19 protein-coding genes are annotated in these 19462 nt (G+C 72.8%); 12 read left to right on the top strand and 7 right to left on the bottom strand.

Annotated features, from left to right (window positions below; genetic code table 11):
* The first annotated feature begins 45 nt into the window (after positions 1–45).
* From paaN to paaE, 9 genes are all read left to right on the top strand, one after another.
* The gene (paaN, locus tag OWR29_RS41405) at positions 46–1716 is read left to right on the top strand and encodes a phenylacetic acid degradation protein PaaN (protein WP_267569076.1); all 1671 of its coding nucleotides are present in this window, start codon (positions 46–48) and stop codon (positions 1714–1716) included.
* A 16-nt stretch (positions 1717–1732) separates the two neighbouring features.
* Positions 1733–2935 (top strand): thiolase family protein, encoded by a 1203-nt coding sequence (locus OWR29_RS41400; protein ID WP_267569075.1) that lies wholly within the window; start codon positions 1733–1735, stop codon positions 2933–2935.
* Entirely contained in the window at positions 2932–3660 is a 729-nt protein-coding gene (locus OWR29_RS41395) for an enoyl-CoA hydratase/isomerase family protein (protein WP_267569074.1), read from the top strand. Before OWR29_RS41400 ends, OWR29_RS41395 begins: the two co-directional genes overlap by 4 nt.
* Before the next feature lie 67 nt (positions 3661–3727).
* Positions 3728–4600, top strand: a complete 873-nt coding sequence (locus tag OWR29_RS41390) for a 3-hydroxyacyl-CoA dehydrogenase family protein (protein ID WP_267569073.1) — start codon at positions 3728–3730, stop codon at positions 4598–4600.
* A gap of 144 nt (positions 4601–4744) precedes the next feature.
* Positions 4745–5668, top strand: a complete 924-nt coding sequence (gene paaA, locus OWR29_RS41385) for a 1,2-phenylacetyl-CoA epoxidase subunit PaaA (protein WP_267569072.1) — start codon at positions 4745–4747, stop codon at positions 5666–5668.
* A gap of 64 nt (positions 5669–5732) precedes the next feature.
* Positions 5733–6026: a 1,2-phenylacetyl-CoA epoxidase subunit PaaB gene (paaB, locus tag OWR29_RS41380; protein WP_267569071.1), complete on the top strand. Its 294-nt coding sequence runs from the start codon at positions 5733–5735 to the stop codon at positions 6024–6026.
* Positions 6027–6033: 7 nt separating this feature from the next.
* The gene (paaC, locus tag OWR29_RS41375; RefSeq protein WP_267569070.1) at positions 6034–6888 is read left to right on the top strand and encodes a 1,2-phenylacetyl-CoA epoxidase subunit PaaC; all 855 of its coding nucleotides are present in this window, start codon (positions 6034–6036) and stop codon (positions 6886–6888) included.
* 125 nt (positions 6889–7013) lie between these two features.
* A complete protein-coding gene (gene paaD, locus OWR29_RS41370; protein WP_438872720.1) occupies positions 7014–7529 on the top strand; it encodes a 1,2-phenylacetyl-CoA epoxidase subunit PaaD in 516 nt (171 codons plus the stop codon).
* A 1-nt stretch (position 7530) separates the two neighbouring features.
* Positions 7531–8580, top strand: coding sequence for a 1,2-phenylacetyl-CoA epoxidase subunit PaaE (gene paaE, locus OWR29_RS41365; RefSeq protein ID WP_267569069.1), 1050 nt, complete (start codon positions 7531–7533; stop codon positions 8578–8580).
* Positions 8581–8618: 38 nt separating this feature from the next.
* Here paaE and OWR29_RS41360 read toward each other — a convergent pair whose 3' ends face one another.
* The 3 genes from OWR29_RS41360 to OWR29_RS41350 all read right to left on the bottom strand — a co-directional run bounded on the left by OWR29_RS41360 (position 8619) and on the right by OWR29_RS41350 (position 10271).
* Complete coding sequence (locus OWR29_RS41360; protein WP_267569068.1) at positions 8619–9221, bottom strand: class I SAM-dependent methyltransferase; 603 nt, start codon at positions 9219–9221, stop codon at positions 8619–8621.
* A gap of 63 nt (positions 9222–9284) precedes the next feature.
* Positions 9285–9992 (bottom strand): TIGR03089 family protein, encoded by a 708-nt coding sequence (locus OWR29_RS41355; protein WP_267569067.1) that lies wholly within the window; start codon positions 9990–9992, stop codon positions 9285–9287.
* 9 nt (positions 9993–10001) lie between these two features.
* On the bottom strand, positions 10002–10271 hold the full coding sequence (locus tag OWR29_RS41350) for a peptidoglycan-binding protein (RefSeq protein ID WP_267569066.1): 270 nt from the start codon (positions 10269–10271) through the stop codon (positions 10002–10004).
* 242 nt (positions 10272–10513) lie between these two features.
* Between OWR29_RS41350 and OWR29_RS41345 the strand changes: the two genes are divergently transcribed.
* Together OWR29_RS41345 and OWR29_RS41340 are read left to right on the top strand one after the other, a co-directional pair.
* Positions 10514–11443: a S1C family serine protease gene (locus tag OWR29_RS41345; protein WP_267569065.1), complete on the top strand. Its 930-nt coding sequence runs from the start codon at positions 10514–10516 to the stop codon at positions 11441–11443.
* A 57-nt stretch (positions 11444–11500) separates the two neighbouring features.
* Entirely contained in the window at positions 11501–12502 is a 1002-nt protein-coding gene (locus tag OWR29_RS41340) for a hypothetical protein (RefSeq protein ID WP_267569064.1), read from the top strand.
* 38 nt (positions 12503–12540) lie between these two features.
* Here OWR29_RS41340 and OWR29_RS41335 read toward each other — a convergent pair whose 3' ends face one another.
* The 3 genes from OWR29_RS41335 to OWR29_RS41325 form a co-directional block, all read right to left on the bottom strand.
* Positions 12541–16023, bottom strand: coding sequence for an ATP-binding cassette domain-containing protein (locus OWR29_RS41335; protein ID WP_267569063.1), 3483 nt, complete (start codon positions 16021–16023; stop codon positions 12541–12543).
* A 135-nt stretch (positions 16024–16158) separates the two neighbouring features.
* Positions 16159–17343: a metallophosphoesterase gene (locus tag OWR29_RS41330; RefSeq protein ID WP_267569062.1), complete on the bottom strand. Its 1185-nt coding sequence runs from the start codon at positions 17341–17343 to the stop codon at positions 16159–16161.
* An 8-nt stretch (positions 17344–17351) separates the two neighbouring features.
* Positions 17352–18041 carry a nucleoside/nucleotide kinase family protein gene (locus OWR29_RS41325; RefSeq protein WP_267569061.1) on the bottom strand — a complete coding sequence of 230 codons (690 nt, stop codon included), beginning with the start codon at positions 18039–18041 and terminating at the stop codon, positions 17352–17354.
* Between the two features lie 88 nt (positions 18042–18129).
* On the opposite strand from OWR29_RS41325, the gene OWR29_RS41320 reads away from it, so the two are divergent.
* Entirely contained in the window at positions 18130–18765 is a 636-nt protein-coding gene (locus tag OWR29_RS41320) for a ScyD/ScyE family protein (RefSeq protein WP_267569060.1), read from the top strand.
* On the opposite strand, the gene OWR29_RS41315 is transcribed toward OWR29_RS41320, so the two are convergent.
* Positions 18742–19398: a hypothetical protein gene (locus OWR29_RS41315; RefSeq protein WP_267569059.1), complete on the bottom strand. Its 657-nt coding sequence runs from the start codon at positions 19396–19398 to the stop codon at positions 18742–18744. The genes OWR29_RS41320 and OWR29_RS41315 overlap by 24 nt on opposite strands.
* Between the last annotated feature and the right edge of the window lie 64 nt (positions 19399–19462).

The following is a 19462-nucleotide window of genomic DNA, read 5'->3' as shown; positions in this document are numbered from 1 at the left end:
CCGGACGGTAGATAATGATGGCACGCGAGCGCAAGGGAGCGCAGGATGACGACCCCCGCCGGGTTCTACGAGACGCATGCCGAGCTGCTCGACCAGGCTGTCCGGGCGACGACCGTCCGCGACTACTGGTCGGCCTTTCCCGAGTCGCCGAGCAAGTCGGTCTACGGTGAGCAGGCCGCCCCCGAGGGCGAGCGCGCGTTCCGGGCCCTGCTCGGCGCCCAGTTCCCCGTCGAGGTGCCCGGCGCCACCGGCACTGTCTCCACCGAGCGCTCGCCGTGGGGCCTCGAGCTGGGCATCAGCTACCCGAAGGCCGACCCGCTGGCCCTGGTCGCCGCCGCCCGTGCCGCCACCCCGGCCTGGCGCGCCGTCGGTCCGCAGGGCCGCGCCGGCGTTGCCGCCGAGATCATCAAGCGCATCAACGCCCGCTCGTTCGAGCTGGCCCACGCCGTGCAGCACACCACCGGCCAGGCCTTCGTCATGGCGTTCCAGGCCGGCGGCCCGCACGCGCAGGACCGGGCGCTCGAGGCCGTGGCCTACGCGCTGGCCGCCTCCACCCGCATCCCCGCCACCACCGACTGGGCCAAGCCCCAGCGCGGCGGCGACCCGCTGCGCCTGAGCAAGACCAGCACGGTCGTCGGCCGCGGGGTCGGCCTGGTCATCGGGTGCAACACGTTCCCCACCTGGAACAGCTATCCCGGCCTGTTCGCCAGCCTGGTCACGGGCAACCCGGTGATCGTCAAGCCGCACCCCGGGGCCGTGCTGCCGCTCGCCATCACCGTGCAGATCTGCCGCGAGGTGCTGGCCGAGGCGGGCCAGAACCCCGACCTGGTCACCCTGGCCGTCGAGGAGCACGGCGACGGCATCGCCGCCACCCTGGCCACCCACCCCGACGTCCGCATCGTCGACTTCACCGGGTCCAGCGAGTTCGGCAACTGGCTCGAGGCCAACGCCCGCCAGGCCGTCGTCTACACCGAGAAGGCCGGCCTCAACACCGTCGTGGTCGACTCCACCGACGACTACAAGGGCCTGCTGCGCAACCTGTCCTTCTCGCTCTCGCTCTACAGCGGCCAGATGTGCACGACCCCGCAGAACATCCTGGTCCCGCAGACGGGCATCGAGACCGACGCCGGCCACCGCAGCGTCGACGAGTTCGGCGCCGACCTGTCGGCCGCGCTCGACAAGCTGCTCGGCGACCCGGCCCGGGCCGCGGGCACGCTCGGCGCCATCGTCAACGACGGCGTGCTGGCCCGGCTGACCGAGGCCGACAGCGCGGCCAGCGTCATCCACCCCACGGCCGAGGTGGCCGACGAGCAGAACCCCGGTGCGACCATCCGCACCCCGGTGGTGGTCCGGCTCGACGCGGCCGACGAGAAGGCGTACACCCGGGAATGGTTCGGCCCGGTCTCGTTCGTCATCGCCACCGAGTCGACCGAGCACAGTCTGCGCGTCCTGACCGAGACGGTCCGGGCCCACGGCGCGCTCACCGCCCTGGTCCACTCGACCAGCCCCGAAGTTCTGGCGGCCGCTCGCGAGGCTGCACTCGACGCCGGGGTGCACCTCGCCGAGAATCTGACCGGTGGGGTGTTCGTGAACCAGACCGCCGCGTTCAGCGACCTGCACGGCTCCGGGGCCAACCCGGCCGCCACCGCCTCGCTGACCGACGACTACTTCGTCACCGGCCGGTTCTTCACCCTCCAGTCCCGCCACCACGTCTGAGCACCGGAGGATCTTCATGCCTGAGGCCTACCTCGTCGGCGGCGTCCGCACCCCCCAGGGCAAGTACGGCGGAGCGCTCGCCGGCATCCGTCCCGACGACCTCGCCGGGCTGGTCGTCCGCGAGGCGGTCGGCCGGGCCGGCGTGCCCGCCGAGGCGATCGACGAGGTGATCCTCGGCGCGGCCAACCAGTCCGGTGAGGACAATCGCAACGTCGCCCGCATGTCCGTGCTGCTCTCGGGCCTGCCCGACACGGTTCCGGGCTACACGGTCAACCGGCTGTGCGCCAGCGGCCTCACCGCGATCGTGTCGGCCGCCAACCAGATCCGGGCCGGCGAGGCCGATCTGATCGTGGCCGGCGGCGTCGAGTCGATGACCCGGGCACCGTGGGTGATGCAGAAGCCGGGCACCCCGTGGGCGCGGCCGGGCGAGGTCGTCGACACGTCGCTCGGCTGGCGCTTCACCAACCCGCTGTTCAAGGCGCACGACAAAGAGGCCGGCACCACCCCGGACGACCGGCGCATCACGCTCAGCATGGGCGAGACGGCCGAAGAGGTGGCCGCGCTCGACGGCATCACCCGGGCCGAGAGCGACGCGTTCGCGCTGCGCAGCCACGAGCGGGCGATCGCCGCCATCGACGCCGGCCGCTTCCAGGGCGAGATCGTGCCGGTGGGCGAGGTGAACACCGACGAGATTCCGCGCCGCGGCTCCACTCTCGAGAAGCTGGGTTCGCTCAAGCCGGTCTTCCGCAGCGGTGGCGTGGTCACTGCCGCTTCGTCGTCCCCGCTCAGCGATGGCGCCGCCGCGCTGGTCGTGGCCAGCAAAGAGGCGGTCGAGCGGTACGGGCTGACCCCGCGCGCCCGCATCGTGACGGCGGCCAGCGCCGGCGTGCCGCCCCAGATCATGGGCCTGGGCCCGGTGCCCGCCACCGAGAAGGCGCTGGCCCGGGCCGGCTGGTCGGCCGGCGACCTCGACGCGGTCGAGCTGAACGAGGCCTTCGCCGTGCAGTCGCTGGCCGTCATCCGACGGCTGAAGCTGGACGAGGAAAAGGTCAACGCTGATGGCGGCGCGATCGCCCTCGGGCACCCGCTGGGCTGCTCGGGCGCTCGCCTGACGGTCACCCTGCTGGGCCGCATGGAACGCGAGAACGCCCGCCGCGCGCTGGCCACCCTCTGCGTCGGCGTCGGTCAGGGCGTGGCCATGCTGGTGGAGCGGCCGTGAGCACCCTGCACGTCGAGGAGCTCGACGACCGCGTGGTGGTGACGTTGCGGCGCCCCGAGGCCCGCAACGCGATCAACGCGGCGATGGTCGGCGAGCTGCACGACGTCTGCGCCTCGCTGGAACAGCGGCCCCGGTTGCTGCTGATCACCGGCGACGGCGGCACCTTCGCCGCCGGGGCCGACATCGGCGAACTGCGCGAACGCGGGCGCGAGCAGGCACTGCAGGGCATCAACAGCCGCCTGTTCGACCGCATCGCGCGGCTGCCGCTGCCCACGGTGGCCGCCGTCGACGGCTACGCGCTGGGCGGCGGCGCCGAGCTGGCCTACGCGTGCGACGTCCGGCTGGCCTCACCGGCCGCCGTGTTCGGCAATCCCGAGCCGGGCCTGGGCATCCTCGCCGCGGCCGGCGCCTGCTGGCGGCTGCGCGAGCTGGCCGGCGCCTCGGTGGCCAAGCAGGTGCTGCTGGCCGGCCGGCGGCTCGACGCCGACGACGCGCTGCGCTTCGGGCTGGTGGCCGAGGTGGTGCCGGCCGGCGAGCTGCTGAAGCGGGCCCACGCGCTGCTCGACCGGATGGCTCGCTCCGGGCCGCTCGCCCTGCGCCTCACCAAGCTGGTCGCCGACGGCGGCGGCCACCCGCTCACCGACGACCTGGCCCAGGCCATTCTCTTCGAGTCGGACGACAAGCGCGTACGCATGGACGCCTTCCTGGCCGGGGGCCGCTCGTGACCGCGCGGGCCGCCACGAGCGCGTTCGTGGTCGTCCGGCCGGCAGCGATCGCGGCCGGTGGTTGCTCATGACCGCGCCCGAGGCCGTGGTGCCCAAGGTTGTCGCCGTCGTCGGCGGCGGCCGGATGGGGGCCGGCGTCGCGCAGGTCTTCGCGGTGGCCGGCTCGGTCGTCTGCCTCGTCGAGCGTGATCCCGCCGCCGCGGCGGCCGCCCGTGACCGGGTGGCGATGGGCCTGCTCCGCGCCTCCGAGAAGGGCGCGCTGAGCGAATCCGCCGACTCGGTGCTCGAGCGGCTGGTGCTGCTGGACGACCTGGCCGGGCTGAACCCCGGCACCGACCTGGTGGTCGAGGCCGTACCGGAAGAGGCGGAACTCAAGATCCGGGTGCTGGCCGCGGCCGAGCAGGCGGTCGGCGAGTCCACCGTGCTGGCCAGCAACACCAGCTCGCTGTCGATCACCGGGCTGGCCGAGGGGCTGCGGCGGCCGGAGCGGTTCCTCGGCATGCACTTCTTCAACCCCGTGCCGGCCAGCAAACTGGTCGAGATCGTGACCGGCCCGCAGACCGGTGAAGCGGCTCTCGAGGCCACCCGCGGGTGGGTGGCCGGGCTGGGCAAGAGCGAGATCGTCGTCCGGGATTCGCCCGGCTTCGCCACCAGCCGGCTCGGCGTGCTGCTCGGGCTGGAGGCGATTCGCATGCTCGAAGAGGGCGTGGCCGAGGCCGAGGCGATCGACCGGGCCATGGAACTGGGCTACCGGCACCCGATGGGCCCGCTGCGCTCGACCGACCTGGTGGGGCTGGACGTGCGGCTGGCCATCGCCGAACACCTGCACCGTGAGCTGGGGGAGCGGTTCGCCCCGCCCGCCCTGCTGCGCGACAAGGTGGCCCGCGGCGAACTTGGCCGCAAGACCGGTCAGGGCTTCTTCACCTGGGACGCGTCATGAGCGCGAGCCGGGGCCAGCGTCGGGCGAACGGGCTGGGACGCGTCGTGAGCGCTCGAGCTGGGACCGGCGTGGGATGAGCAGGCCGGGACGCGTCGTGAGCGCGCGAACTGGGGTCGGCGTGGGACGAACGGGCAGGGAGGCGTCATGAGTGAGCAGGTCTTCGAGGCGACGATCGCCAAGGATCAGCGGATCGAGCCGCGCGACTGGATGCCCGACGGCTACCGCAAGACCATGATCCGCCAGATCGCCCAGCACGCGCACTCCGAGATCATCGGGATGCAGCCCGAGGGCGCCTGGATCACCCGGGCGCCGTCGCTGCGGCGCAAGGCGATCCTGCTGGCCAAGGTGCAGGACGAGGCGGGCCACGGGCTCTACCTCTACTCCGCGGCCGAGACGCTCGGCGCCGACCGGGGCGACCTGACCCGCCGGCTCATCGAGGGCCGCCAGAAGTACTCCTCGATCTTCAACTACCCGACGCTGACGTTCGCCGACGTCGGGGTGATCGGCTGGCTGGTCGACGGGGCCGCGATCTGCAACCAGGTGCCGCTGTGCCGCAGCTCGTTCGGGCCGTACGCGCGGGCGATGATCCGCATCTGCAAAGAGGAATCGTTCCACCAGCGGCAGGGCTACGAGCTGCTGATGACGATGATGCGCGGCACCCCGGCCCAGCGCGAGATGGTGCAGGACGCGGTGAACCGCTGGTGGTGGCCGTCGCTGATGATGTTCGGCCCGCCCGACGGGGAATCGCCCAACACGGCCCAGTCGATGGCCTGGAAGATCAAGCGGCACACGAACGACGAGCTGCGGCAGCGGTTCGTCGACATGAGCGTGCCCCAGGCCGAGGCGCTGGGCGTCACCCTGCCCGACGCCGACCTGCGCTGGAACGCCGAGCGCGAGCACTACGACTTCGGCGAGATCGACTGGTCCGAGCTCAAACGCGTGATCTCCGGCGACGGGCCGATGAACGCGGAACGGATCGCCAACCGGCGCCGCGCCGATGAGGAAGGCGCCTGGGTTCGCGAGGCCGCGGCCGCCCACGCGGCCAAGAAGCAGGAGGTGCCGGCATGAGCGACTGCACCGGAGTAAGCGAAGTGGTCGTAGGGCCAGGAGGGCATGCCACAGGGGGCTCAGCATGAGCGAGATCAAGCACGAGTGGCCGCTGTACGAGGTGTTCGTGCGGGCCAAGCGCGGCCTCAACCACGTCCACGTCGGATCGCTGCGCGCCGCCGACCCCGAGATGGCGCTCCACCACGCGCGTGACCTGTACACGCGCCGCAACGAGGGCGTGAGCATCTGGGTGGTGCAGTCCGACGACATCGTGGCCTCGGGCCCCGACGACAAGGACGCGTTCTTCGGGCCCAGCGGCGACAAGGCCTACCGGCACCCGACGTACTACGCCATTCCCGACTCGGTCCCGCACATCTGAGGCCGCGATGAGCTTCGACGACGCCTACCAGGCCCTCACCGACCACGACGACGATGCCCGCTGGGCGTACGGCACCGGCTTCGCCGACCCGCTGGCCGGGGTGCCGACCGAGCTGCCCGAGGGCGTCGACGCCGCCGACCTGGCGGCCTACTGCCTGATGCTCGGCGACGACGCGCTGATCCTGTCGCACCGCCTGCAGCAGTGGGTGACCCGCGCGCCCGAACTCGAGGACGAGATGGCGATCGCCAACATCGCCCTCGACCTGCTCGGCCAGGCCCGGCTGCTGCTGACCCGCGCGGGCGAGGCCGAGGGCGCCGGCCGCGGCGAGGACGACCTGGCCTACCTGCGCGAGGCGGCGGAGTTCCGGCACGTGCGGCTGGTCGAGCGCCAGGACGAGCACTTCGGGCACCTGATCGCGCGGCTGCTCGTCTTCTCGGTGTGGCGGCTCGCGCTGCTCGACCGGCTTTCGGCCAGCCGCGACCCGGTGCTGGCGGCGATCGGGGCCAAGGGCGTCAAAGAGGTCGCCTACCACCGTGAGTACGCGGCCGGCTGGGCGGTCCGCCTCGGCGACGGCACCCCGCTCTCGCACGAGCGGATGCAGGCCGGCCTCGACGCGGTGTGGCCGCTGATCGGCGAGCTGTTCGAGCCGCACGAGGTCGAGCAGCGCCTGCCGGGTGTGGCAATCGACCGGGCCTCGCTGCGGTCCGAGTTCGATGCGGTCATCGCCCAGGTGCTCGAGGCGGCAACACTTGACCGGCCGACGTCTGCGCCCTCGTCCGAACGGGGGCACGGTCCCGAACTGGCCGAGATTCTGGCCGAGATGCAGGGCCTGGCCCGCGCCACGCCGGGTGGTGTCTGGTGAGGACGGCCGAGAGCGAGCGAGTGGCGCCGACCGACAACCAGGCGACGGCGAGGGCGGCCGAGATGGCGCCGGCCGACGGCCAGGTGACGGCGAGCGCGGCCGAGGTGACGCCGGGCGCGGCCGGGGTGGCGGCGAGCGCGGCCCGGGCGTCGGCGAGCGCGGCCGAGGTGGCGGCGGCCGTCACCGATCCGGAGCTGCCCATGGTGACGCTGGCCGAGCTGGGCATCCTGCGCGACGTGCGCGAGACCGAGGACGGCGTCGAGGTGACGATCACGCCGACCTACTCCGGATGTCCGGCCATGGAGGCGATTCGCGCCGATCTGCTGCGGGCGCTGCGCCGGGGCGGCTTTGAAAAGGCGAGCGTGCGCACCCAGCTCGCCCCGGCCTGGACCACCGACTGGATCTCGGCCGCGGGCCGGGCCAAGCTGGCCGCGGCCGGCATCTCGCCGCCCGGTCCGGCGCCCCGGCGCGCGGCCGGCCCGGTGCCGCTCCGGCTCGGCCTGCGTGACGAGCCGATCGCCTGCCCGCGCTGCGGCGAGCCGCAGACGGAGCGGCTGGCCGCGTTCGGCGCCACCGCGTGCCGTGAGCTGCGGCGGTGCCCGGCCTGCCGGGAGCCCTTCGAGCACGTGAAGGAGATCTGACGTGCGGGACTTCAACGCGCTGCGCGTGGCCGAGGTGGAGCGGCTGTGCTCCGACGCGGTCGCGGTGACCTTCGAGGTGCCGGCTGATCTGGCCGAGTCGTACGCGTTCCGGCCGGGGCAGTCGCTGACCGTGCGGCGGCCCGGCGACGAGCGGGACGAGCGCCGGTCGTACTCGATCTGCGCCCCGGCCGGCGACCGGCCTCGGATCGGGGTGCGCGAGGTGCCCGGCGGCCTGGTCTCGAGCTGGCTGGTGCACGAGCTGCGGGTGGGCGACGCGGTCGAGGTCGCGCCGCCGTCCGGCACGTTCACGCCCGACCTCGAGGCGGGCGGCCGGCACGTCATGATCGCGGCCGGGTCGGGCATCACGCCCGTGCTGTCGATCGCGTCGTCGCTGCTGCGCAACCCGAAGGCTCAGGTCGCCGTCCTGTACGGCAACCGGCGGGCCGACACCGTGATGTTCGCCGAGGAGCTGGCCGACCTGAAAGACCAGCACCCGTCCCGCCTCGAACTGGTGCACCTGCTGTCGCGGGAGGCGCGCGAGGTCGACCTGCTCAGCGGCCGGCTCGACGGCGAGAAGCTGCGCACCCTGTTGCCGATGCTGCTGGATGTGGCCGCCGTCGAGCACTGGTGGCTGTGCGGGCCGTACGGCATGGTCATGGACGCCACCGAGGTGCTGGCGGAGGCCGGCGTGGCGCCCGAGCGCATCCACCGCGAGCTCTTCTGGGTCGACGAGGCGCCGCCCGAACCCGTACGGGAAAACGAGATCTTGACCGAAGGCAGCGAAGTGACGGTGCTGCTCGACGGGCGGTCGACCACCGTCACCGTCGGCGCGGGCGACACCGTGCTCGACGGCGCCCAGCGGTCCCGGCCCGACCTGCCGTTCGCCTGCAAGGGTGGCGTCTGCGGCACGTGCCGGGCCCGGGTGGTCGAGGGCGAGGTGACCATGCGGCGCAACTTCGCCCTGGAACCGGCCGAGGTGGCCGCCGGATTCGTCCTGACCTGCCAGACGATCCCGGCGTCCCCCCGGGTGACGGTGACGTTCGACGACTGACCCCGGCGCGACGCGGCGCCGGGGTCAGAACGCCGGATTCAGAGCGGCTTGCGGGCCAGGGCGAAGATCTGGCTCTCCTCGGGGCCGTCGGCCGGCGTGAAGGTGACCGTCTCGATGCTCTCCACGGCGAGGCCGTGCGCCTCGAGGACGGCCGCCAGATCGGGTTCCAGATAGCCGGAAACGGTCACCGGCACGCCCATGAAGTCGAACGGCAGGCTGTCGCCGTCGAAGTTGACCATGCCGACGCCGAAGTAGCCGCCCGGCTTGAGCCAGCCCGCCACCTTGTCCAGCGTGCTCTCGATGTCGGCCTTGCTCAGCATCAGCAGCGAGAAGAACGCGGTCACCGCCTCGAACTGCCCGAAATCGCCGGCCAGGTCCTTGAAGTCGGCGTGCACGAACTCGGCCGCCGGCACCTGCTCGCGGGCCAGCCGCAGCATCCCCTCGGAGATGTCGACGCCTACGACCCGGTGATCCGAATCGGTCAAGATCTTGGCGGTCGGCACCCCCGTCCCGCAGCCGAGGTCGAGCACCGAGGCGCCGGCCGGGAGCAGGGCGGCGATCCGTTCGATCAGCGCGGCCTGAAAGGGATTATGACTGTGTTCGCCCTGGTACTGCTCGGCGAGTTGATCGAAAACCTCCATGCGCCGCAGGCTACCCGGCGAATGCATCGATCTCCATGAGGTGATCGTCCCCAGTGGACGGGATCATCGGAGGACTGTGGTGACGCCTTTTCCGGCGATCCGCTCGTCGAGGCGGGCCGGGTCGAGGTTGGCGCACAGGACGATCGACGCGCCGGCGGTGAGCGGGGCGAGCAGCCAGATCAGCGGCTGCTCCTGCAACGCCGTGTCGATCAGCACGCGGTCGCCGCGGCCGATGCCGTTGTGCTCGGCGACGGCGGCCGCCGTCCGCGCGTACTCCTGGTAGGTCGTTCCGTCGGTCACCGCCGGGCGCAGCTCGTCGATCGTGTGGTGCGGCGGACGACTGCCGAGGTAGGGGCGCAGGGCCGAGGTGTAGTCCCGATAACCCGCGGGCACCTCGCCGGTCGCCGCGCCGTGCGGGGCCAGCCCGAGCACGAACTGGTGCCGGCCGGCCGGGACCTCGTCGAGCCAGTTGCCGATCCGACGGTGTTCCACAAACGTCACGTCGAGCGGGTCGCCCGCCGGAGCAAGGCCGGCCGTCGACCAGCCGCGGATCGAGAGCTCGAGACCGGCCGACCAGGCCCCCAGCAGCACGGCGGCCGTCTGCCAGTGCGGCGGCAACAGCACCGCGGCGGTTTTCCCGGGGCCGAGCCCGCATTCCTCGGTCAGCAGCGCGGTTGTCGCCGCCGTCCAGCCGCCGAGCTCGCCGGCGGTGAGGCCGAACCGCTCGCCGGTCGCGTCGTCGTAGTACGTGATCAGGTCTGACGCGGTCATCCTGAGATGTTAGGCGGCCGGATCGAGCCGCCAGGCGCGCCGCTGGATCGCGTACCTCGTCAGGAAGTGAACAGTTCGTGGCCCGGCCTCGCCGTCGGGTCGCAGGCCCACGCGGGACTGGAAGGCCCGCACGGCCTCGGCCAGATCGTCGCCGGCCGGCATGCCGACCTCGGCCAGCAGGCCGCGGACCTCGGCCGGGTCGAGCGGCGGCGGGGTGCCCAGGCCGATCATGCCGCCGACCGCGGAGCCGACCACCGTGAGCATTCCTCGTGCGGACATCTGGTGCCTCCTGCCGGTTGTGGGGGGTGACTCCAGCTTCCGGGGACGGCCTGTGCGCGGCATCGGACCAGCGTTTGAAGAAACCCTGAGGTCGCTGCGACTTTCGGCCTAGGAGAAGGCCCTAGGGGTGATCGGCGGCATACAGCGAACCCACAGACGGCTCACCGGTTTCCGACAAGGTGCGGGGTCACTGTTGGCCCATCAGAAACGAAGCGAGTCAGCCAACGAAGCGAGGCGGCGCCATGACCGACCTGATGACCCGGCCCACCAACCCCGAGCACTCCGCCGGTGACAGCTGGAGCTACGGCGGCAACCACGACGACGTGACGCCGCCGCCTCCGCCCGCGCCGCCGCTGGGAGGATCGGGCGACCGCCGCTGGCCGCGCCGCGTGGCCGGGGGAGCCGCCGTGCTCGCCCTCGTCGCGGGCGGCGGCACCGCGGGCGGCGTGGTCGCCGAGCGCTACCTGATCGACCACCCCACCACGACCGTCTCGTCGACCGCCGCCGCGACCACCACGGCCGCCACCACCGACAGCGACAGCCTGGCCGCCATCGTCAAGCAGGTGCAGCCGAGCGTGGTCACCGTCATGGTCGACACCGAGCGTTCCTCCTCCCTCGGCTCCGGCGTGGTGATCTCGTCCGACGGCCTGATCCTGACCAACAACCACGTCATCGAGGGCGGCGGAACCACCAGCGTGCGGCTCTCCACCGGGCAGACCGTGCCGGCCCAGGTGGTCGCCACCGACACCACCCACGACCTCGCCCTGGTGCAGGCGACCGGCTTGAGCGGCCTGACCCCGGTCACGTTCGGCACCGACGACAGCGTCGCCGTGGGTGACACCGTACTGGCCTTCGGGGCGCCGCTCGGCCTCGAGAACACGGTCACCTCGGGCATCGTCTCGGCCCTGGACCGCAGCATCGACACCGCCACCGAGTCGGCCACCGGCGGCGGCAGCGAGCAGCTGACCGGCCTGCTGCAGACCGACGCCGCCATCAACCAGGGCAACTCGGGCGGCGCGCTGGTCGACCTGTCCGGCCACGTGATCGGCATCAACGTCGCGATCGCCACCGCCAGCCAGTCCGACTCGGGCAGCATCGGGGTCGGCTTCGCCATCCCGGCCGACACCGTGGTGGCCGCCGTCAAGCAGATGGAATCCGGCCTTTCTTCTTGATCCAAATGTGGCCGATCGGGGCTGCCGCGGGGGAGAGCCGGACCGTACGGTGCGTCCGTGACTTCGGCCCCCGCGGAAAGACCCGCCCGCCCCACAGTGGTCAGTGTCGCCTTCTGGTTCCAGGTGGCGCTGGTGGGACTCCTGTTGCTCGTCATCGGGGTGTCGATCGCCGCCACGATCCACTACGACGGCCTGATCGACCAGGCCGCCCAGGGCACCGGCATCGACCCCGACGAGGTCGCCTTCGAACGCGACTCCAACCTCGGGTTCGCGCTGATCCTCGGACTGCCGTTGCTGGTGCTGACGATCTGGCTCGGCGTCACGGTGGCCTTCATCCGGCGCGGCAGCAACGTGGCCCGCATCCTGACCTGGGTCGGGCTGGGCGCGCCGGCCGGCCTGGTCCTGCTCTCCTGCCTGTTCGGCGGCGTGTTCGGATTGTTCGGCGTGCTGGCCTTCGCCCAGTTCGACGAATCGGACTTCGACGACCCGGACTTCAGCGACGGCTCGCTCGAGTTCACGGACGGCTCGGGCGGCGACTTCTACGACCGCCTCTACAACCTCGACAGCGGCGGCTTGTCCCTCGCCTACGACGCCATCCAGGCGGTGGCCGTCACGCTGGCGTTCCTCCTGGCCATCGCCATCGTCGTGCTGCTGCTGACCGGTCCGGCGAACCGCTTCTTCCGGCCAAATCGCGGTCAAATGCCTTTCTCGTACGGGGGTCTGGGGCTTTACGGTCCCGTCGGAGCGCAGCCGTTCCCTCCACACGCCGCGGCGAATTACTACGGCGCACAACCGACGGGATTCGGTTTCCCACCCCCGCCGCCGCAACAGCTTTGGGCGCCGCCCGCCGGAACGATGCCCGCCCCGCCGCCGCAGCATCCGTGGGCGCCGCCCGCCGGAACCGTGCCCGCCCCGCCGCAGTACCCGCCGGCCGGAACCGTGCCCGCCCCGCCGCCATGGGCGGCGCCGGCCGCGCCGTCAAACCCCGCGCAATTCGAGCCTCGCCCGGATCAGCCGGGGCCGGACGAGCCCCGGCCGGATCGGCCGGCGGGGGAGTGAGCCGCTGAGGTCGGAGCGGACCCCCTCCCGCTCCGGCCTCAGCCCGCCAGGTGACCCCAGCGGTCCTCCAGCTCCTGCCACGTGCCTTGGTCTTCCACCTTGCCGGCGATCAGCACCACCACCCGGTCGGCCTGGCTCAGTGCTGCCCGCTTCGACGTCGACCCGACCACCGTGACGCCGTGCGAGCGCAGCGCCCGCCACAACTCCAGCTCGGTGGTCACGTCGAGCGCCGACGACACGTCGTCCGCGATCAGCAGCTCGGTCCGCGGCGCCAGCGCCCGGGCCAGGGCCAGCCGCTGCAGCTGGCCACCGGAGAGCCGGGTGCCCTTGTGCCCGATCAGCAGCTGCAGACCGCCCCCGGCGGCCGCCAGGTCGTGCTCGAGCTGGGCCGTCGACACCGCGTCGGCCGCGTCGACCTCGTGCCCGAGCTGGATGTTGTCGGCGACCGTGCCGGACAGCACCCGCGGCAGCTGGGCCACGTACCCCACCTGGTTGGGCCGTAGGAACACCTCCGGCTCGTTCACCGGCTCGCCGTTCCACCGCAGCTCACCGGCGTGGTGCACGATCCCGGCCAGGGCCCGCAGCAGCGACGACTTGCCTGCCCCGACCGGCCCGACCACCAGCACCAGCTGGCCGCGCTCGACCGTGAGGTCCACGTCCTGCGCCCCGACCGTGCCGTTCTCGTGCACCGCGCTGAAGTTGCGCAGCTCCAGCGTGCGCAGCGGGTTGCGCGGCGCCGTCGGCGGGGCCGGCGCCGTCCCGGCCGCCAGGTCGACGCCCGGGATGTCGGACGAGTAGTCGGACACGCCGGTCATCGCCACCGTGCGTTTGGTCCACACCCGGGCCGACGGGAACTGCGAGATCAGCGAGGCCGTGGTCCACGCGAACCAGCGCGCCGCGCCCAGCACCGCCACCGCGATGAGGGTGGCCGCCGCCGACAGCGACCCGGCCAGATACAGCCCCCACGCCGCGATCGGCAGCAGCCCGCTGGCGATCGACGGCGTCGACCGGGCCCACACCTGGATCGCGATCTCGCGCCGCTGCAGCTCGCTGCGGACGCCGTCGAGGCGGGCCAGGTGGGCCAGCACCGGCTTGGTCGCCCCGGCCAGCTTGACCGTGCGGGCGGCCGACAGCGACGACACCAGCGCGGTGGCGAACGCCGCCCGGGCCGCCACCGTGCGCCGGGCCGCCTTTTCCAGGCGGGGGCCGAACAGCGTGGCGGCCAGGCCCGAGATGACCATCGTGCCGGCGAAGAACAGGGCCGGCACGATCGACCCCGAGGCCCAGGTCATCGCGACGATCATGACGATGCTGGTGGCGTTGTCGATGAGGTTGTCGGCCAGCATGACGACCCGTTCGGTGTCGCCGCCCTGGGCCACCACCTCGGCCGGTGTGTGCTTGCTGACCCGGCGCGGTCCGATCTGGCCGTGCACCAGGCGCAGGCTGATCCGCAGCATCTGCCGGACCCACCACTCGGGGAACCAGGCGCCCGTGTAGTACAGGGTCGGGATGGCCACCAGCAGGCCGACCGCGATGCCCACGGCCGGGTAGAGCGGGCTGCCCATCCCGTCGACCACGTTGGCCCACAGCAGCGGCAGGATCGCGCCGTCCAGGCCGAGCAGCACCAGGATGGCGAAGAGCGCGACCGCGCCCAGCCCGTACCGCTTGTCGTTGAGAGTCAGCCGGACGATCTCGCGCATCGTGCGGGCCGGCGGCTCCTCGGGCAGGGGCGGCGGCTCGACCGGGGTGAGCGTGTTGGCCAGCGCCTCGGCGCCCAGCTCGACCTGGGCCGCGGTGTCCCAGTCGTGTTCCTCGACCAGCACCCCGCCGCCGCCCGACGGGCTCGCCGGGACGGCCAGGTTGCTGCTCGCCATCAGCTCGGCGAAGCGCCGCGACTCGCGCAGCGGGCCCGACTCGAGCACCTCGCCGTCGGCCAGCACCACGACCTCGTCGCAGCGCTGCACGGACGACAGGCGGTGGGCGACGATCACGCCGATCCGGCCCTCGAGCAGCCGGTCGGTGGCCCGCTGCACCCACGACTCGGTGACCGGGTCCATCCGGGCCGTGGCCTCGTCGAGGATCACCACCTGCGGGTCGCGGACCAGGATGCGGGCGAACGCGACCAGCTGTTCCTGCCCGGCCGAGAGTTTGTAGCCGCCCTCGCCGAGCTTGGTGTCGATGCCCTCGGGCAGGCTGTTGGCCCACGGCGTGAGTCCCAGCTCGTCGAGCGCGGTGGCCGCCCGGGGCAGCAGGTCGTCGTCGAACAGGGCGATGTTCTCGGCCAGCGTGCCGGACAGGATCTCGGTGCGCTGGGGCACGATGGCCGTCCACCGGCGCAGGCCCTCGACGTCGAGGTCGTTGAGGTCGACGCCGCCCAGGAAGACCGTGCCCCGCGGCACGTCGACGGCCCGGGTGAGCACCTTGGCCAGCGTCGACTTGCCCGAGCCGGTGCGCCCGATCAGCGCGTACGAGCGACCGCGGGCGAAGGTGAGGCTCACGTCCTTGAGCGCCGGCGGGCGACCGGAGTCGGTTTCGCCGTACCGGAAGGTCAGATCGCGCACGACGAGGTCGCCGTCGACCGGCGGGCGGCCCTCGGTCGGCTCCTGCGGCACGTCCTGCAGCAGCTGCACCCGGCTCCAGGCGCCCAGCGCGTTCTGCAGCTCGGGCACCATGCGGGTGACGTGCTCCAGGGTGCCGCCGAAGCCGAGCGCGAGCAGCCACACGGCGGTGAGCCGGGCGCCGTCGATGTGGTTGTTGATCAGGGCCCACGCCCCGACGACGACCAGGACCGCGATGAGCGAGCGGGTGATCGTGCCGGCGCCCATGGTGATGCGGGCCGACGAGCGCCAGACGAGCCGCCCCCGCCGCAGCACCTCGGCCGCCCGGCGGGCGTACAGCCGGCGCACGTAGGGCGCGGCCAGGCTGGTGCGCACGTCGTCCTGCCCGTGCACCGACTCCTCCATCACCGCCGCCAGGTCCGACCAGGCCTCTTCCTCCGAGATCCGCAGCGGCGAGATGCGCTGGATCGGCTTGTTCATGGTGACGTAGAGCAGAATCGACACGAGGACCATCCCGATGCCGGCCGGCCACCAGACGAAGAACGCGGTGACGATCGAGAACACGGCCACGGCGATCGACTGCGCGATGCGTACGCCGCTGCCGCGCAGCTGGGAGCCGACCTCGTAGACGTCGGAGTCGATGCGGTCGAGCAGCTCACCGACGGGCGTGTTCTCGAGCGTGGGCAGTTCTTGCCCGAAGGCCACCCGGTTGAGCCCGCGGCGCACCCGGGCCGCCCAGTCGGCGGTCAGCCGCGCGGCCACCAGGCCGACGAAGACGTCGCTGAGCACCGAGGCCACGAGGGCCGCGGCCAGCACGGCGAACAGCGGCATGGACCGGTTGACGAGCACCTGACCGGAGAGCGCCAGCGCCCCCGCCGAGCCCGCCGCGCCGAGCAGGATGAGAGCCACCGTGAGGGCCGATCGGCCCTTCGAGGTGGCCCACAGATCGCGAAGCAGGCGCATAGACGTAGTCCTCTGGCTTGGGCGGGGGAGGCGGTACCCCCATCCTCATCGCCAACCCGGAGGTCTTCAACGCAATTACGGGGTGTACGGGCATGGCGCCCGTCACCATGACCGCTCGCGCGAGATTTTCCGGCGTCAGCCCGCGCGCAGCGTCAGCAGCGTGATCTCGCTCGGCGCGAAGATCCGGAACGGCGGGCCCCAGAAGCCGGTTCCCCGGCTCGTGTAGAGCTGCGTGCGCTCCGAGTGCCGGGACAGCCCCTGCAGCGCGGGCTGGTCGGTCAGCACGAGGTAGTGGAAGGGCCACATCTGGCCGCCGTGGGTGTGCCCGGAGATCTGCAGGTCGACCCCGTGGGCCACCGCGCCCGGGATCTGAGCCGGCTGGTGGGCCAGCAGCAGCACCGGCAGCGACGGGTCGGCGCCCTCGAGCGCGGCCTCGTGGTCGGCGTGGTGGCCCGGCACACCCGACCCGGCCGCCGTGCGGTCGTCGACCCCGGCCAGCACCAGCGAGTCGCCGCCCCGGGTGATCACCACGTGCCGGTTGTGCAGCGCCTCCCAGCCCAGCTCGGCCATGTGCTCGACCCAGCGCTGGGCGCCGCTGAAGTATTCGTGGTTGCCGGTCACGTAGACCCGGGCCAGCGACGCCCGGATGTCGCCGAGCGGGGCGGCCTGGCTTCGCCGCTGGGCGACCTCACCGTCGGCGATGTCGCCGGTGTGGGCCACCACGTCGGCGTCGAGCGTGTTGACCACCTCGGTCACCCGCCGCGACCAGCGCGAACGTTCGATCGGCCCGTAGTGGGTGTCGGTCAGCTGCACCAGGCGCAGGCCGTCCAGCCCGGGCCCGAGCCGGGGAATCGTCACCTCGACCCGGCGCACCCGGGGAACCCGGCGGGCCTCGGCGTACCCCCAGGCCAGCAGGACCAGAGCGACCACCGCGATCACCGCCGTGGCGATGCGGAAGCGAGCCGGACCGTCGACCCCGGCGATCCAGAGCGCCAGCGTGACGAGCTGGCCGAGCAGCGACCACACGAACAGCTGCCAGATGACGCCCAGCATGGTGTCGGCGATGACGGCCGGGCCGTCGCGGTGATGACGGCCGTGGCCCGAGAACATGAGCAGCGGGAACACCACCAGCGCGGCCGCGAAGACCACGGTGCCGGTCACCCGCACGGCGAGCGGCCAGTCGTTGCCCGAGAAGAACAGGAAGAACCACGGCACGCCGAACAACAGCAGCAGCACCGCGATCAGGGTCAGCGCGAACCGGATCGCGCGGCCCGGCCGGCGGCGGCTCGGCTCGGTCTCGACTGTTTCACCCACTGACACGGGTTGAACTATGCCCCGCCGGGCGGCGGCGTGCCCACTCGATGGATGACCGCGGCCGGCACGACCAGGTCGGCCCGCTCCCGGGTGGCGGCGATCAGCACGGCGTTGCGCTCGTCGGTGCCGGTGGCCCACTCGATCGCGGCCGTCTCGTCCTTGCCGAAGCGCACGTGCCGGTCGATCAGCCGGCGCAGCCGCTCCGGCTGGTCCAGGTCGGCGTACCAGACCTCGGCCAGCAAGGCCCGCACCGGCCGCCAGGAGGGGTCGTCGAGCAGCAGATAGTTGCCCTCGCTGACGATCAGCCGGGCCGCGCGGGGGATCGGGATGGCCCCGGCGATCGGCTGCTCGATGACCCGCTCGAAGCCGGGCGCATAGATCACGTCGTCCTCGTCCTCGCGCAGCCGCCGCAGCAGCGCCGCGTAGCCGAGCGCGTCGAACGTGTCCGGCGCGCCCTTGCGGTCGCGGCGGCCCAGGCGTTCGAGCTCGACGTCGGCCAGGTGGAAGCCGTCCATCGGCACGTGGGCCACCCACGCGCCGGCCGTCAGCCCGGGCGGCGGCGCCGGGGCGAGCGCGGCCACCAGCTCCTCGGCCAGCGTGGTCTTGCCGGCGGCGGGCGGCCCGGCGATGCCGAGCACGGCCCGCCGCCCACCGGCCACGAGGTTGCGGGCCCGCTTCACGAGAGCGTCAAACGTGAGCGTCATGGCCGTCACCGTAACGGCGGTCGGATCGAGGACTGACAGCCCCCGCGGGCACGTCCTATAACGGTGGCACGGGGGGATTCACATGTTCATGGCTGCTCTGCTTGTCGCTGCCCTGGTCGGCGTCCCGGTCGAACCGCCCGGCGAGGTCGTGGCGGCCGGGCCTTTCGATTCCGCGGTCGATCGCCGGGGCCGGGTCTACGTGACCGAGGGGGACACGTTGGTCCGGCTCAGCCCGCGCGGCCGCCGGGCCACCGTCGCGTCGTTCCCGAGCCGCCTGGTGCCCGCGCCGGCCCGGCTGCCCGACGGCACCCCGCGGGGCACGCCGGTGCGGATGCCGGCGGTGCCGACCGCGGTCGCCCAGGGGCCGGACGGCGCCTTCTACGTCGGCGAGCTGACGGGTTTCCCGTTCCCGCCGGGGCGGGCGCGCGTGTGGCGGGTCGTGCCGGGTCAACCGCCCGAGGTGTACGCCGGTGGCCTGACCGCCGTCGTCGACCTGGCCTGGGGTCCGGACGGCCTCTACGTGCTCGAGCTGGCCAAGAACGGCCTGCTCAGCGGCGACCGCACCGGGGCGCTGGTGCGGGTCGGCGAGCAGGGCCGGCACCGCGAGGTGGCCTCGGCCGGGCTCACCGCCCCGACCGGGCTGACCATCCGCGGCCGATACGCGTACGTGACCAGGGAGGACGAAGTGCGCCGGATCGAGCTAGGCCGTCAGACCGAGGCGTAGGCCGGCCACCCCGGCCGGGGAGAGCGGCCGGGCCGTGGCGCGGGACAGCTCCTCGCGCACGGCGGCCGGCAGCTCGTCGGCCAGCGAGCGCAGCCGCGGGTAGAGGTCGAGCACGTCGCGGTGGGTCAGCGCGCCCACCCCGATGAGCAGCCCGTTGACCGCGCCGGGGGTGTGCGCCAGTTCGGTGCAGAGCTCGCGGCGCCACTTCGGGTCGTCGACGCGGGTGGCGAACTCGCGGGCGATCCGGTTGCCGGCGGGCGACGGCTCCTCGGGCGCGGCGTGCCGTCCGGCGCGGGCCGGCACCGGGGCCAGCCGGCAGGCGATGCCGAGCAGCCGGGCCAGCTCGGGCACGGTCAGCACGTCGAGGCCGGTCGCGCACGTCTCGCAGAGGCGGTAGTACGTGGCGGCGTGCACGAGCGTGGCCGGGCGCGGGCAGTCGCCGAGCGGGCCGCACAGCCGGTCGAGGATGATCTCGGCCAGGGTGCCCTCGTGGTCGAAGCGGCCGACGCCGAAATACGCGGCCGGGGCGCTGCGATATCGGGTCAGCGCGATGCGGGCACTGGCGTAGCCGTCCGAAGCCACGCTTATACGAGGTATGCCGCTCTCGGCCTGCAAGTGGATCAGTCGGAACATGTCCCGTCGCCCCCGGGTGCTGAAGAACCGTGGTCGACGGGGGGTACGGGCGGAAGAACTTAAC

This window comes from Paractinoplanes pyxinae, from assembly GCF_026626335.1.
GTDB classification, from domain to species: domain Bacteria; phylum Actinomycetota; class Actinomycetes; order Mycobacteriales; family Micromonosporaceae; genus Actinoplanes; species Actinoplanes pyxinae.
The sequence above is the reverse complement of the archived record's forward strand: the minus strand, read 5'-3'. Positions and strand labels throughout refer to the sequence as shown.

Excerpts from the sequence above, each read along its gene's own strand:
- OWR29_RS41315 (WP_267569059.1), bottom strand. The coding sequence starts at position 19,398 with ATGTTCCGACTGATCCACTTGCAGGCCGAGAGCGGCATACCTCGTATA.
- OWR29_RS41345 (WP_267569065.1), top strand. The coding sequence starts at position 10,514 with ATGACCGACCTGATGACCCGGCCCACCAACCCCGAGCACTCCGCCGGT.
- paaA (WP_267569072.1), top strand. The coding sequence starts at position 4,745 with ATGAGTGAGCAGGTCTTCGAGGCGACGATCGCCAAGGATCAGCGGATC.
- OWR29_RS41360 (WP_267569068.1), bottom strand. The coding sequence starts at position 9,221 with ATGGAGGTTTTCGATCAACTCGCCGAGCAGTACCAGGGCGAACACAGT.
- paaB (WP_267569071.1), top strand. The coding sequence starts at position 5,733 with ATGAGCGAGATCAAGCACGAGTGGCCGCTGTACGAGGTGTTCGTGCGG.
- OWR29_RS41355 (WP_267569067.1), bottom strand. The coding sequence starts at position 9,992 with ATGACCGCGTCAGACCTGATCACGTACTACGACGACGCGACCGGCGAG.
- OWR29_RS41335 (WP_267569063.1), bottom strand. The coding sequence starts at position 16,023 with ATGCGCCTGCTTCGCGATCTGTGGGCCACCTCGAAGGGCCGATCGGCC.
- OWR29_RS41400 (WP_267569075.1), top strand. The coding sequence starts at position 1,733 with ATGCCTGAGGCCTACCTCGTCGGCGGCGTCCGCACCCCCCAGGGCAAG.
- OWR29_RS41350 (WP_267569066.1), bottom strand. The coding sequence starts at position 10,271 with ATGTCCGCACGAGGAATGCTCACGGTGGTCGGCTCCGCGGTCGGCGGC.
- OWR29_RS41325 (WP_267569061.1), bottom strand. The coding sequence starts at position 18,041 with ATGACGCTCACGTTTGACGCTCTCGTGAAGCGGGCCCGCAACCTCGTG.
- OWR29_RS41320 (WP_267569060.1), top strand. The coding sequence starts at position 18,130 with ATGGCTGCTCTGCTTGTCGCTGCCCTGGTCGGCGTCCCGGTCGAACCG.
- paaN (WP_267569076.1), top strand. The coding sequence starts at position 46 with ATGACGACCCCCGCCGGGTTCTACGAGACGCATGCCGAGCTGCTCGAC.
- paaC (WP_267569070.1), top strand. The coding sequence starts at position 6,034 with ATGAGCTTCGACGACGCCTACCAGGCCCTCACCGACCACGACGACGAT.
- OWR29_RS41390 (WP_267569073.1), top strand. The coding sequence starts at position 3,728 with ATGACCGCGCCCGAGGCCGTGGTGCCCAAGGTTGTCGCCGTCGTCGGC.